Genomic DNA, 14,140 nt, shown 5'->3' with positions numbered 1-14,140 from the left:
GGACGATCTTCCGGATTGATTTCGGAGAGAGCCGGACGACGCGGAGGCAGCTGTCACGTCTATCCTTAGATATATGGACGTGCATGGCCGCTAAGTGGTCAACAAGGATTTGCAGAACGCGGGGGTGAGTTTGCCCCGGTGGATTACGACGTTCTCGTGGCCGATCGCAGCGCGGGCGTCTTGCCACTGCCGATTATGCCCGCGCTGTTCATTGGACTTGACGTGGCAAGCGGCGAAGGCTGCGTCATCCAGCATTGCCAACTGCGTGGCATGTACCGGCCGGTTCGTATGGATGTGCACCCACATCGGACTCGGCATTGCACGATTACGCAGCACCTTGGGCTGCAGCCTGATCTCGAACAGCGAGCCTGGCTCCCCCTTCAACGCGCGTGGTCGATCCGCAGGCTCCAACTCCTCGGCTGCCCGCAAGTGTTCAAGGTAGTTCTGCGAGGGAAAGGGGTAGGTCTTCATGCAATCGATGGAACTAGCGGCCTTTCCGCTGTCCAAAGCCTTTGCCAGTCCCTGCGCCCCGGATAACATCAACTTGAGCTGGCCTATTTTGTCGTGCGCTTCTCGAATTTGCTCAGGCGTGAGTAGGACGCGCTGACGAGGCTCCTCCAACGCGGCAAGGCAGGCCTGCATCTCGGTGGCCTGCGTTTGCAGGCGCTTGATCACGGTGGCGACCGCGTGTTCGGCGTCCTCGGGCTTCATCTGGCGCGCTTGCGAGACGGTTCTTTGCTGACCAGGCAGGTCGAACTGCAAAAGTTCGTCCAACCGCTCGAGTCGTGGCGTCAGGACCTTCATGGACGGCGGGTCCCGCCAGATTGCCAAGTTTTCGCCCGTCGCCGACGCAGTCGCATGCGCCTCGCTCGCGCTCACGAGCTTCTTCGTGCCCAGATCCGAGCGCACGAGAACCTTGGCTGCTTGCGCCGAGTCGCTGACGGCCGCAACAACTTGCGGCTCGGGCCGCCCGGCCGCCGAACTCCCAGCGCCGGCGGCCGGCTTGTGGTTGCCTTTCCCTTTCTTGCGCGCTGCGGTGCCTTCGGTCATTGCAGCCTTGCCGGCAGTTTCGGCTGGTATCACAGCGCCAGCGTCGGGCGGCAGTGCAACGGCTGGCGGCTTCGGCTGCAGTTCCAGCAAGTGCATGACCTCGTGCCCGACGATCCACGCGCCTTCCACGATCTGGCTCAACAGTTCCAATGGGAGGTCGGCACTTGTTTGGTGATCGTTTAGGGCGGTCCGGATGACTTGCAACTCGGACGCAAACTCCGAAAGCCGCTCGATGACTCCTTCCAAAACGGCGCAGTGATCTGCGTCGAGTGGGTGCCCACCGCTGCTCAGAACAGCGTTCTGTGTCGAAAGGAATGCCGGTAAAACGTCGCCGCTGAAGGCTTCCAGCAGACGCACTCGCCCATTCTCAACCATGAGGATTTCCCTGACGGGTGCGTCGAACGTGCTCGCCTGCGGCTCGATCTTCGCCCGCGCGAGATCGATCCGAGATTGCAGATACACGAGCTTGCTATGCACTACCGAGCCGGTTGCCAGCCGCAGCGTGGCCTCTTCTTCCTGCCGCATCTTGGCTGTTGCACTTGGCAAGCTGGCAGTGGCGCGCCAGGCGGCTCGCCCCTGTTCGCTGTGCGCTACCTTCTTTTTCCACCAATCCACGCAGGCCGCATGCGCCTCCACCACACTCTCCGGGGTAGCCGTGAATTGAGTCAGCCCGATCGCTAATCCCTTGATTTTTTCTCGCAATTTGCGGATATCCGGTACCGCAAGGCGGCTATATTCTTGCACCGAATCCCACACGAGGTAGCGGCACTCAATCACCTTGCCGTCCTGAATTGTCCGCGCCACAGCCGGGGCTAGGCTCCTGTAGTGGTCCAGAGCTGCTGAGCCTGCAGCGATGACCTGATCGACCGGCCCTTGCACGCCCGGTTCTTGCCTGGCCGCCTTATAGCGAGCGTCCGCTACCGCCAGCAGAATGTCCATTCGTCGCTTTTCCTTCATTTCTTCGTCTGACAAGGAAAAGGGGACTGTCACATCCGAAGTTGGCGGCTGGCTGGCGACCGGTGGCAGGGCGGCCGCACCCTCCGACATTGAGTGAACACTGCGCCGCCGCGGATTGGCTGGACGTGCCGCGCCAGCTGCATGCCGCGCAGGTTCCAGGGTTCGGCCCACGCCAACGACTGGACCAGACGGCCTGTCGCGCAGGGCATCATCGGCACCGCGAACGGAGGGCGTCCTTCTATCTATATTCACGGAGCGCATCTGCTCCACGACGGCATGGAACGCTTGGCCGCCCTGCCCAGGGGCAAGACTTGATTGCGAGCGCGAACTGCTCGCCTCCCCCGCACTGCTGGCTCCCTTTTCAGTCCGCGGTCTTCCAGATCGGCCAATGCCCGTCATATTCCGTCTCCGCTATTAGGCGAGAATGTGTTGTCTATGGTGTTAGGGGCCGATGTCGCTAGGCCCTCGTCTAACAAGGCATTGATGAGCGCAATCGCCAGATGGCACGTGGCATGGCGTCTCGGAAACAACGGCATCTTTTCGTCAGCCGTCCCGGTCAGCCGGGACCCACGACGGCCAAAGTGCACCTTCACTAGCCGCCCAAGATCGGCCAGCCTCGCACGCGATCGCAACCCATGGAGGTCAGTTGGCACGCTCCCGTTTCCCGGCACTGCTCTTCGTCCACTTACGCCGAAGATCGGCTGCCGCCTTGAACCGCTTCGGCAAAACTCATCGGCAGCGCGCCCCAACCTTGACTTCCTGATTGCTTTTGTGCTGCCGGCTCGAACTGATTTGCCTCGTCAGCTTCGCAATGCGTGTCTAGCGCGGACCGGACGGGTACCAATTGCTATGCCAGGATTTGCACTGCTATCTTTCCGTTGGCTTCAGGTCGGTTAGGCACGGCAAGTCTAAATAAACCGCTTGGCTGACGATTAGCTGACGGAGGGTTTCTTCTGGACGCCGACATCCGACCGCAAGCGTTTAACCATTGACGACAACACGCTGGGCCTACACCGGCCTGCAAAAGCGCCGTGTCAGGTCGTCGGGGTTGCGGAGACGCTGTCACTTTATCTAGGGTTACATGAGGGGACAAAACGCTGTAGCACAGGCTCGGTTCCAGCCTGAGACAGCGTCGAGGTGACAGCGACGTATGTGGATGCAGAGCTTTGGAATCGACAGAGATCGCCCGTGCTGACACGGGCTGCCTCTGCGGCTCTCCAGCTCTGATCGGCTGAATTCACGCACAATCCGCCGTGGAGCAACGCCCTTGGATCTCGCTGGATTCGGCGGCGAGCCTGAGCTCCTCGGTGTGACGAGAAGGAGGAGCGCCGTGCTGTCAAATGGAGGCGAAACGTCGTTCCCGTTCGTCATGGGCCGGAAAAGCCCGAAGTTGGTGGTGTGACCTGGGTGCGGTGATGCGCCCCCGCGTCCAGCTACTAATGAAAATCACCGAGGGGGTTATGCTGCGATCAGATCATCGCTGCCCTCAGCAGCATCTGCCGATGCTGAGGTGAGATATCGTCCGGAAGTGCAGTTGTGCTGTCGACACTGCCGCTTGCTCTGGCGCAGGTCGGTATCTGAAGACGCTCCGGCCAAGCAAGGGCTCGGAGTTCGCCTATCGCGGCCTCAGCCCGCCACCGCGAGAAAGCTGGGAATATCTGCGTTGCGGCTCCATACAATGATATCATAGCAAGGAAGCCTTGGAAATTTGTCGGAAGAATGTCGGCGGCTGTCAGGCTCCTGTCAGGCCCTATTCCTGCTGCAGAGCGCAGTGCCTACCTTTACCGCTTTGCAGGAGCCCGAACCCTGCTCGATCATTATTCTCCGGTAGCCGCTTTTTTGTCCAGACTCGTCAGGTTCTCGAAAGCTCCTGCTCGTAGCTTGATGAGATTATCTTTTGGGCGTCGCCGTCGATTGAAACGGATGCAGGAGTACTTGATGATCGCGGGAATTGGGAGTGGAGTTGGCAACATCGTTTCCTTGGCCAGTAGGGGGCGTGGAGATCCGAACAGCCAACCACAGGACCCGTCCACTGGCCAAACTGGTCACAACAAGCCGGTTGGCGGGAATGATGACCCGAACAAGCCGGTTGGCGGGAAAGACGACGATAGCAAGCCGGTTGGCGGGAAAGATCCGGTGGACGGTCAGACCATCTCTGGGGATGAAGCGCAAGCTCTAGCTGACGCCTTCGAAACAGTTCTCCACTCCGTTGCGCTAACTATTTTGAACGATGCCATGGCTGATGCCGACGAAGCGCTAGCAGACACTGAAGAGGATGCCTGACGCTGGATGGTCCGCGTCAGGAGGTGGGTGCCGTGGTAACGGCACAGTTTCAACAGAAAGGAAAACAATATGAGTAAAGCAGGTACGGCTACCAGTGCGGCTGGTACTGGCACTTCGATGGCTGCAGACGTAGCTACCAAAACCGCTGGGAATGCGGCTTTCCAGGCGCAAATCGCCGAGCTAACGGCGGTTAGCTTGGAGGCTACGGCTAGGAGTATACAGCTGCGCACCGTTACGACCAACCTCAACACAATCAAGAAGGCGGCCGACGAGCGCGTTCAGTAGTGTTGGAAGCGGGGCTCTAGGGTAGCCCTGATCGCGTCGCCAGGTGGCGCGATGTGGAACCGAAATGAGCCGCACGGCAATTGCCGTGCGGCTTCTCTCTTATTCGGGAGGTCATCCTTGAATGACGCCGTTTCTCTTAATTTCGAAGTTCTGTCGGGGCTCTATTGCGGATTGACAGGTAAGACTGCTCTCGAAACGAGCTTAATCGGCAGCGGCTTAGACGCCGATATGATCTTCGTCGAGCAAGGATTGGCACCGCATCATTTTCGTATAACTCTTCTTGGCAACTCGATCGAGGTCGAGGCGCTTGCAGCCGGACTCAGCGTCAAGAGTAAGCGGAATATCGCCGCGGGCGACTGCGTTGTGGTGCCACTTCCTGCCGTCGTTCTCGCAGGCGAGATGTCCATTCTCTGGTCCGTGCAGGATGAAGTGCCAAGTGGTCCGATCGGCATACCACGCCTCTCGATGCGTGTTCTGGCCATGGTAATAGTCAGCTCTCTAGCGGTCGGTACGCTCTCAGCCATTTTCTCCTATAACGGGGACGGTGGTGCATCGAGACCCAATTCACCCAGTGTCAATCATGAGTCGAAGCGAACCAATCACCGCGCCAACGACCAGATTGCGGAGGCAGCGGCCAAAGAGCTGCAGGAGGAAGTCGATAGAGCGGGCCTACTCAATGTTAAAGTCGGCTCGGCAAGGGGTGCTGTGACAGCGGAGGGTACCGTCACGTCTGAAACAGTCATCGGTTGGCGGAAGCTCCAGGAGTGGTTCGATCATCGCACCAAGGGCGCTCTAGCACTGGTCAATGGAGTGCTCATAAAAGACGAAAAGGCGCCATCCGCAATCGCAGTTGAAGCCGTTTGGCATGGTCCCCAACCGTATCTTATCATAGATGGTGAGAAGTATTTTGTTGGCGCCGTTCTGGATGATGGGTGGACGGTCGACAGGATCGAGGACGGTCGTGTGCTGCTGAGCCGTAATGGCCGCCTTGCTGCTCTCCCGTACTAGTCCGCACATCAGAATTGTATGGCCAGCAACCATTCTGCCGCGCCCGGTACCGACAAACCTGGACAGACGAAACACCTGCTGACCAGCCAACTTCGCGCATGTCTCTGGTTCTCATGCACAGCCTGCCGCTGGCCAATGTGGACGAGGCTCTCGGACTTCGAATGCTACGCTTCACTGCGTAGCAGAATAATTCTCAAGCGATCGTAAAGGGGCCTCGATGGCCAACGTCCTGCGTAACTTCATCAAGCGTTCGCCGGCCAACCCGGACCTAATGGTCGCGTTGATGCTGCTTCTGGCTATCGCTATGATGGTCATGCCTATCCCGATCGTGGTGGTCGACGCGCTGATAGGATTCAATATGGGATTGGCCATTCTGCTGATGATGGTTGCCCTGTATGTCAGTACTCCACTTGATCTCTCCTCTTTGCCCGGCATCATTTTGCTTTCCACCGTATTCCGCCTGGCCCTCACCGTCGCAACGACGCGCCTGATCCTGGCCGAGGGGGAGGCAGGCGCCATCATCCATACGTTCGGCGATTTCGTGATCTCGGGCAATATCGTGGTGGGTTTCGTCATATTTCTGGTCGTCACCATGGTGCAATTCATGGTCCTGGCGAAGGGCGCCGAACGCGTAGCAGAAGTGGCGGCGCGCTTCACGCTCGACGCTCTGCCGGGAAAGCAAATGGCGGTCGACGCAGAGCTACGCAACGGCCACATCGATGCCAACGAATCTCGCAGGCGGCGCGCCGCATTGGAGAAGGAAAGCCAACTCTACGGCGCGATGGATGGCGCGATGAAATTTGTGAAGGGCGATTCCATCGCCGGACTGGTGGTTATCTTCATCAACATGCTGGGTGGAATATCGATCGGCCTGCTCTCGAAGGGCATGTCCTTCGGCGATGTGCTGCATCACTATACTCTGCTAACGATAGGCGACGCATTGATATCGCAGATTCCGGCCCTGCTGCTCTCAATTACAGCGGCGACCGTCGTCACTCGTGTCACTGGGGCGGCGAGGGTCAACCTTGGTACCGAAATAGTGAATCAGCTCACGGCCAGCAAGCGACCATTGCGGGTGGCAGCTTGCGTCCTGGTTTTAATGGGGTTCGTTCCTGGTTTCCCCCTGCCCGTCTTTTTGATATTGGCCGCAATCTTCGCCGCGATAAGCTTTGTCAAAGGCGATGTTGTCGATACCAGAACTGGAGCTGCAGGCGACACTCAAAAGCAAACCCCGCCCGCGCAGGAATATCCGATCGCTTTCTTCCTTGCGCCAGACCTGATGCAAGCGATCGAACAAGTCGAATTGCAGCAGGAGATTGCGCGCGTTTCGCAACTAGTCTCAGCCGATCTAGGCATTGTCGTTCCCCCCATCCCTATCACCGTCGACCAGCAGTTGCTGGAGGCGCAGTTTCGAATAGACATCGAGGGCGTGCCAGTTGAACAGGATGTGTTAGATCCGAGCCAGCTAGTGCTCAAAGACGATGTGGCGAACATCGAATCGAGCGGTATCCCCTTTCGGCGTGATCCAAAAACGGACAGACTCGTGGCCGACCAAAGCCATGCACCGGCTCTCAAGGGTGCCGGCATCACGCATTACGGTCCTGGCGAATTCCTCGCGTTGCGCATCCATACAGCGTTGACCCGCTTCGCACCGCGGTTGGTCGGTATTCAGGAGACCCGCCAATTGATAGGCCGAATGGAGCAGGACTATTCTGATCTGGTGAAGGAGGTGCTGCGCACCACGCCGATCCCTCGGATTGCGGATGTGCTGCGCCGGCTCCTGGATGAAGGCATCCCGATCCGCCACACGCGGCTTCTCTTGGAAGGGTTGGCGGAGTGGAGTGAACGTGAGCAAAACGTCGCCCTGCTCACGGAATATGTTCGTTCTGGTTTGAAGCGGCAGATCTGTCACCGCTATGCCAATACAGAGGGCATCGTGCACGCCTTGGTCGTCGAACGTGAGAGTGAGGATGTGATGCGTAGTGCAGTTCGGGATTCGGCTGCAGGTCCCTTCCTCGTATTAGAGGATCGGCAAAGCGAAGCGCTGCTGTCACAGATGCGTCAGATCCTTTCGAACGCAGCACCGGGTCAGACCCGCCCTGTCGTTTTAACCTCAATGGATATTCGACGCTTCGTCCGCGGCTTTTTCACCCGAAACGGGATCGATCTTGCCGTGCTGTCTTATCAAGAGCTCGCCTCCGATTTTACAATTAAACCCGCCGGTTCCGTCAAACTCCCGCCTGGACTGATCAGTTGTCTGTCAGATTAAAGCCAATCCGCCTTGCAGCGACTGAGTAACATCTCCCCGTTATAATTGAGGATCAAACATGAATTCATCCCAGAATACAGCTGTCAGACCATTTAGGTCTTTTCGTCTGAACTCACTTCTCTTTTCTGTACTCGCAATGCTGCCTCTCGGCGGTTGCGCCAGCTTGGACAGGCCTGCTCTTTCAGTGAAGGAGACGTCATCCCCAGAGCTGCTCAACGCCAAGCAAATCGATCCGGCTATGCGCGAACGCATCTTGCGGGCAGTCGGCCAGGATGCTCAAGAGCGGGCTTTGCGCGATGAGCTGAAGCAGCACCCGGACAATGTCGATGCGGCGATCCGTCTTACGAATGCGTTGGTGGCCCAGAAGCGCGCGCATGAGGCGCTTCAGGTAGTCGACACGGTCTTGGTTGCGGCCCCAGGAAATTTGCGCGCATTGAACGCGAAGGGAGTGATCTTGGACCTTGATGGGCGGCATGACGCAGCACAGGTGCTGTATCGGCAAGCTCTCGAAACAGAGCCTGGGAATGAGATGGTGCAGCACAATCTCAACCTGTCGCTTACGCTTTGAAGAAAGTCCGGACGGAGTGCGTTGGCGCGGTCCGCCTAGCTGTGCACATGCACCGCATTGCATGCACATATCAGAGCCTCGCAATCCGGCTCTTATTTCATCGAGTGGCAACCGCCAGCTACTGCCATTCGCCAAGACTGATGTCGGAGCATCACCAGAAGCTCAGCTCAGCAGCTCGTTTTGTGGGCGTTTGCCGGCACGCAACGCAAGAGGGCCACAAAGGCCTGGGAACGAAAGGTGACGCGGTCGCTCTTGAAGAGAGATACTCGATGCCCTCATTGTGAGGCTGACCCGCAAGCAAGATCGTCGCGGCGCGGCAGCTTTAGCTGTGCGTCCTTCTAGGAGCCGCGCCGAACTGCTGGGCCTTCGAACCTCAAGCACCGCAACGTTTATCGGCATCTGCTTACGGATCATGGCGTCGCGCAGCCGAGCGAGACGCGTCGAGGTCGATCCGCAGGCTTCAACTCCTTGGCCGCCGCCAAGTGTTCAAGCTACTTCTGCGTGGGAAAGGGGTAGTCTTCATGCAATCGATGGAAATAGCGGCTTTTCCGTTACCCAAAGCCTTGGCCAGTCTCTGTGGCTCGGACAACATCACGTTGAGCCGGACAGTTTTGTCGTGCGCGTCTTGCATTTGCGCAGGCGTGAGTAGGACGCGTCGACGAGGGTCATTCAGTGCGGCGAGACAGGCCTGCATCTCGGTGACCTGCGTTTGCAGGAGCTCGACCACGGTGCCCACGGCGTTTTCGGCGTCCTCTGGCTTCATCTGGCGCGCTTCCGGACCAGGCAGATCGAACTGCAAAAGTTTCTCCGCCCGTGTGACTAGTTTCTTCAGGGCCTCCCCCGGCACCGGGGCTTGCCACATCTCCAAATCTGCCGCCCAACTCGCATGCGCTTCATTCGCGCTCACGAGCTTCTTCGTGCCTGGATCCGAGCGCACGAGAATCTTGGCTTCCGGCACAGAGTCATTGACGGTCGCCACGATTCGCGGTTCCGGCTGCCGCGCGGCCGAAGCCCCGGCGCCAGCTGGCGGCTTGATGATGGCTGGCGCGTTCGGCTGCAGCGCGAGGAAGTGCATGACCTCGTGCGCAATGATCCTGGCATCGTCCACGATCTGGCCCAAATGTTCCCATGGGAGGTCGGCACCTGCTTGGTGATCGTCTAGTTTGGTCCGAATGTGCTGCAAGGCCGTCGCAAAATCCGAAAGCCGCCCCATGACTCCTTCCAAAACAGCGCAGTGATGTGCGTCGAGTGGGCGCCCATTGCTGCGCAGAACAGCGTCGCCCGTCGAGAGGAATGCCGGAAAGACGTCGCCCATGAAGGTTCCCAGCAGACGCACTTGCTCGTTCTCACCAATGAGAATTTCCCTGCGCGTGCTTCGAACGTGCTCGCCTGCGGCTCAATCGTAACCCGCGCGAGAGCGATCCGAGATTGCAGATGCATGAACTTGGTATTCAGCGCCCAGCCGGCGCGCAGCCGCAGCGCGGCCTGCTCGACTTGCCGCATCTCGGCTGTTGCACCTGGTAAGTTGGCAGTGGCGGCGCAGACGGAGCGCATCATTTCGCAGCGGCGTGCCTTCTTTTGCCACCACTCCATGCAGGCCGCATAGTGCGTCGCCACGGTGGAAGCGGCTTGGCTCAGCTGGTCGCGTGTGGCGTTGGATTGGAGCAGCGTGAACACTTTAGCCGCACGGTTCCTATGCGCTTCCAGGGAGGAGATAGTACTGGAGCCTTTTGCGTTGCATTTGTCCCCCACGCAAAGGGCATGATCGCGGAGTCGACGGGCCTGATTGTCGGACAGAATGCTACGCGCTACAGACAAGGGCAGGCTCGCTCGGCAGCCCAGAACCGCCGAGGTTGCATCAACGACCCGATCGCGCAGCTCTTGCTTCTTCTCCGAGTCCTGGGCCTGCCCGGCCGCATCACGGCAATCTCGGAGTTCGTCAAGCAGGCCTTGCATTCGTCGCCTTGCTACGGTGACATCTTCGTCGGTCACGGGAGTGGCACCGACCATACCCGAAGCAGACACCTGGCTTGTGACCGGCGTTGCGGCTCCACGCCCCGACACTGAGCGAAAACGGCGTCGCTGCTCAGTACCTGCGCCTGGCCCCGAGATTGCACGTAGCGCAGTATCCAGGATCCGGGGTGTAGCAGCCGGGCCAGCGAAGACCTTCGTGCATTGGGGACGGATGACGTCGTTCTATCGAGGCACAGAACGCATCCGGTGGGCTCCCCACGGATACCACCTGATTCCAAGCGTGAACTGCTCGATCCGGCCCCAGCATTCCCAATGCGCGATCTCCCAGTTCGGCCAAGGCCCGTCATATTCCATCTCCAGGTCGGCAATAGGCTGTCATGACGTTGAGGGCTGATGTCGCTCAGCCCAGTGCCTCAGGGCTTGCACCCGGAAACTTGATGGGTTGGGTATTGCTCTCAAGTTTGCGGAGATTAGGAGCGGGTTGGTCGCACACCGCCTTTCACAGGCACCGTTGCTCGCCGTGACGCCGATGGGCTGCCACTGGAACCTGCACCGGCTAGGTGCATCCGGCCGAACGAACGGTTCCGCAAATCCCTTCCGGCGTTTTTGCTCGATGGCCAGCAACTGATTTGTTTCGTTAGCTTCACCAATTGGGCCAGTGAAAATAGGAACGAGCCAGCAGTTCGACCATACATTACGTCCGCACCCCATGTTTCGCATTGAGTTCAGCCTGAATAGGCGCGGCAGGTTTGATAGGCCGTGTGGCTGACGTCTAGCTGACGAAGGGGCTTCTCCCGGATGCACTAAAGACGGTGCGACCTAGCCTAAGCATCAGCGGTCAGGATCAGGATGCGGCTCACTGCGGCCCGAGTTGTGTACGTTAAGTTCCGCAATAAGCGGCTTGGCATTCAGCGATTACACTGGCGGCGCCGCACAGCCCCGTCTTAGCGGAGCGGCGGTACAATGCGGCCGCGTTAGGCGGCCCTAGTTGAATGACGCGGTCAGCTTGCCTCGGATCCCTGACATCTGCTTTTCGGGGCGTCGCACCTGATTTTTCAGAAGAGATGCAGGGTGGTTCGATCCGGCACTGACCCTTGAGCGGGGGGGCTGGTTTGAGCCGGTGCCAGACCGAACCGTCTCAGGGCAACGCCGGCTATCTCGTGGAAGATTGGGACAACGCCGCGGCTAAACGGTGGCGATAATGTGTCACGGAGTCACCAATTCCAACACGCACTTCGCAAATGTGACTAGACGTTTCGGAAACGGCGCAGCGCAGCTGGCTTTGGCCAGAGCTCTGCAGTTCGGCCGCGAAAACGCGAACCTTGGCTGTGGGACTGACCGATCACTGCGGTCGGAAGGAAGAAGGAACACTCCCAATTGATTCCGCAGCTCGACGGGCGACACACACCACCGTGACCAGCAGGTGCGGCTCGACCGGAATCGACCAGACCCTCAGGAAGGACTCAGACTGGCAGCCACTGAGTGGCGCGATCATCTTGCCGGTTGCCCTAGCCTACCTGAGCGACGCGGATGAACGCCACACTTGGCTGTTCAGGCAAGCGCCGGGCACCATCGCCCCTGTCGCGTCGGACCCAGGTCCTCACAGGCAACGTTCTGGGCGGCCGCCGCAACGAGATGCTCCTCAAGGGTCGACCAGAACTCCTGAATGCTGAGACGATCGCAAGCAATGGGGCCAATGGTGGGCCTGTATTTTATCCTCATCGGACCAGCCGCCAATCTTATCCGATGGCCTGCTTGCAACAGATCCTTCAAAGAAAATCGTAGACTCTTAGCACTCCAAACCGCTGGGAATGGTTATCCTTTCATCTGACGCAAGTGGGTTCGAGACCGTGGCGCCGTGTACCGAGCCAAAAACCTTCAGCTCGGGTTCAAGCAATGCCGGCAAGAGCACCCACGTTGGCCGGGGAACGAGTGCCATGCGGTCGAGCGGACAAGAAAATTGCCTCTGAAAGGCCTGGAGGACGCTAAATGGACGGAAGCAATAGGACGACGCCCAACCGATGATGAAACTGGTCAGGAGCCTAAGGGCGGCTGCTCATCTTGATCGGCTTCGGATTCTGGGACTTTGCGCGCATGCGGACCTCACCGTCTGCGAGCTGGCAGAAGTTCTGGCTTTGCCCCGCGAGCACGTTATGGGACATGTCCGACAGCTCGCCAGAGCCGGATTTCTCGGCAACGAACAACGTCCGCGGCCCTCGTACCATCTCGAAGCAGCAGGAAGGGATGGTGGCCTAGTTCAACTGTTGGTCGATCTTCTGCCCCACGGCGATGGCTATCACAGACAAGACCTAAAACGCCTGGAAGCGATACAAGGCGCGCGGTCCAAGGGGACCGGCTGCATGTCTTGAAATAGGATTAGTCCAATTGGAGCGCGAAACTGCCATGGACAATTCGGCCGGCGGCGCCATCACGCAGCCCGACACTTACGGGCGGCCTCACCTTGCCGCCGTAGATTGTCGCGTTCACGAACTGCTTCTAAGACAGGAGCGCCAGGAGCGGACAACTCTCAAACTTATCGCCTCCGAGAACTTTGCCTCCTCCGCGGTGTTGGAAGCGACCGGGTCGATTTTCACCAACAAGTATGCCGAGGGATACCCCGGTGCGCGCTATTACGCCGGAAACGAGATCGTCGATGAGCTTGAGAACCTCGCTATCGAGCGCTTGAAGGCGCTATTCGGCTGTGAACACGCTAACGTCCAGCCATATTCCGGCTCGCCGGCCAATCAGGCTATCTATCGAGCACTGTTGAGTCCGGGGGACAAAATGATGGGCCTGCCTCTTCCCAGTGGCGGCCATCTGACTCACGGTTGGGCAGTCAACTTCTCCGGCACCGATTATCAGCGAATCCCATACGGGCTGCACGAAAAGACGCAGCAGATTGACCATGACCGCTTGCGCGAGACGGCCAAGCGGGAACGCCCGAAGCTAATTTGGGTCGGCGGAACTGCTTATCCGCGCATTTTTGACTATGCGGCAATGGCCGAAATCGCTTCGGAGGTGAACTCCTACCTGGTGGCCGACATCGCCCACATCAGTGGCTTAATCGTCGCAGGAGTGCATCCGAACCCCGTGCACCATTGCGATGTGGTCAGCAGCACCTCTCACAAGTCGATCCGGGGCCCCCGCGGTGGCTTCATTTTGTCCAGGAATGAAGACCGTTATCAGGCGCTCTACCATTCGAAAAACAACCACAATCTGGCCAAACGCATAGACCGTGCCGTGTTCCCTCTCCTGCAGGGCGGACCGCACATGAATACTATCGCCGCGCTAGCTGTCGCTCTGCACGAAGCAGCGAACCCGTCCTTCCGTGTCTACGGTCAGCAGATTGTTAAGAACGCCAAGGCTCTGGCCCAGGCGCTTCTGGAGCGAGGTTATGACCTGGTCACCGGGGGGACTGACAATCACATGCTGATCCTTGATCTTCGGGACCGGCCGCTGTCCGGCAAAGCCTATGCCGAGCGGTTATCGCAAGCAGGTATCATTACAAATTTCAATATGGTGCCGGGCGACTGGCGGCATCCGGCGCTCACAAGCGGCATCCGCTTAGGCACGCCAGCGGTGACGTCCGTGGGCATGGGCGAGGCGGAAATGGTGCAGATTGCCGCTTTCATCGACCTGGTTTGCCGCCAGCCCGATGATCCGGACGTCCATGCCTGCGTGCGGAGAGACGTTGCCGACTTCTGCGCCGCGTTCGACGTCCCTGGGATGCCCGACAGGTAAGACGG

Annotated in this window: 8 protein-coding genes; 5 read left to right on the top strand and 3 right to left on the bottom strand. The window is 58.9% G+C overall.

The window, feature by feature from the left end:
• Nucleotides 1-90: 90 nt before the first annotated feature.
• Nucleotides 91-1,989: a hypothetical protein gene (locus BQ8794_RS09800; RefSeq protein ID WP_244554901.1), complete on the bottom strand. Its 1,899-nt coding sequence runs from the start codon at nt 1,987-1,989 to the stop codon at nt 91-93.
• Nucleotides 1,990-3,945: 1,956 nt separating this feature from the next.
• On the opposite strand from BQ8794_RS09800, the gene BQ8794_RS09790 reads away from it, so the two are divergent.
• The 4 genes from BQ8794_RS09790 (at nt 3,946) to BQ8794_RS09770 (ending at nt 8,420) form a co-directional block, all read left to right on the top strand.
• Entirely contained in the window at nt 3,946-4,290 is a 345-nt protein-coding gene (locus tag BQ8794_RS09790) for a hypothetical protein (protein ID WP_077376423.1), read from the top strand.
• A gap of 402 nt (nt 4,291-4,692) precedes the next feature.
• Entirely contained in the window at nt 4,693-5,583 is an 891-nt protein-coding gene (locus BQ8794_RS09780; RefSeq protein ID WP_077376228.1) for a SctD/MshK family protein, read from the top strand.
• Nucleotides 5,584-5,800: 217 nt separating this feature from the next.
• A complete protein-coding gene (gene sctV, locus BQ8794_RS09775; protein ID WP_077376225.1) occupies nt 5,801-7,852 on the top strand; it encodes a type III secretion system export apparatus subunit SctV in 2,052 nt (683 codons plus the stop codon).
• A gap of 58 nt (nt 7,853-7,910) precedes the next feature.
• A complete protein-coding gene (locus BQ8794_RS09770; protein ID WP_077376222.1) occupies nt 7,911-8,420 on the top strand; it encodes a tetratricopeptide repeat protein in 510 nt (169 codons plus the stop codon).
• Between the two features lie 460 nt (nt 8,421-8,880).
• Here the strand turns inward: BQ8794_RS09770 and BQ8794_RS09765 are convergent, their stop codons facing one another.
• Together BQ8794_RS09765 and BQ8794_RS09760 are read right to left on the bottom strand one after the other, a co-directional pair.
• A complete protein-coding gene (locus BQ8794_RS09765; protein WP_167378690.1) occupies nt 8,881-9,633 on the bottom strand; it encodes a hypothetical protein in 753 nt (250 codons plus the stop codon).
• The gene (locus BQ8794_RS09760) at nt 9,579-10,412 is read right to left on the bottom strand and encodes a hypothetical protein (protein ID WP_143744510.1); all 834 of its coding nucleotides are present in this window, start codon (nt 10,410-10,412) and stop codon (nt 9,579-9,581) included. Before BQ8794_RS09760 ends, BQ8794_RS09765 begins: the two co-directional genes overlap by 55 nt.
• 2,385 nt (nt 10,413-12,797) lie before the next feature.
• Here BQ8794_RS09760 and BQ8794_RS09750 point away from each other — a divergent pair.
• Nucleotides 12,798-14,135 (top strand): serine hydroxymethyltransferase, encoded by a 1,338-nt coding sequence (locus BQ8794_RS09750; protein ID WP_077376209.1) that lies wholly within the window; start codon nt 12,798-12,800, stop codon nt 14,133-14,135.
• The last annotated feature ends 5 nt before the right edge of the window (nt 14,136-14,140 follow it).

This window comes from Mesorhizobium prunaredense, assembly GCF_900156895.1.
Classification (GTDB): domain Bacteria; phylum Pseudomonadota; class Alphaproteobacteria; order Rhizobiales; family Rhizobiaceae; genus Mesorhizobium; species Mesorhizobium prunaredense.
This window is presented reverse-complemented; position numbering and strand designations above follow the sequence as displayed.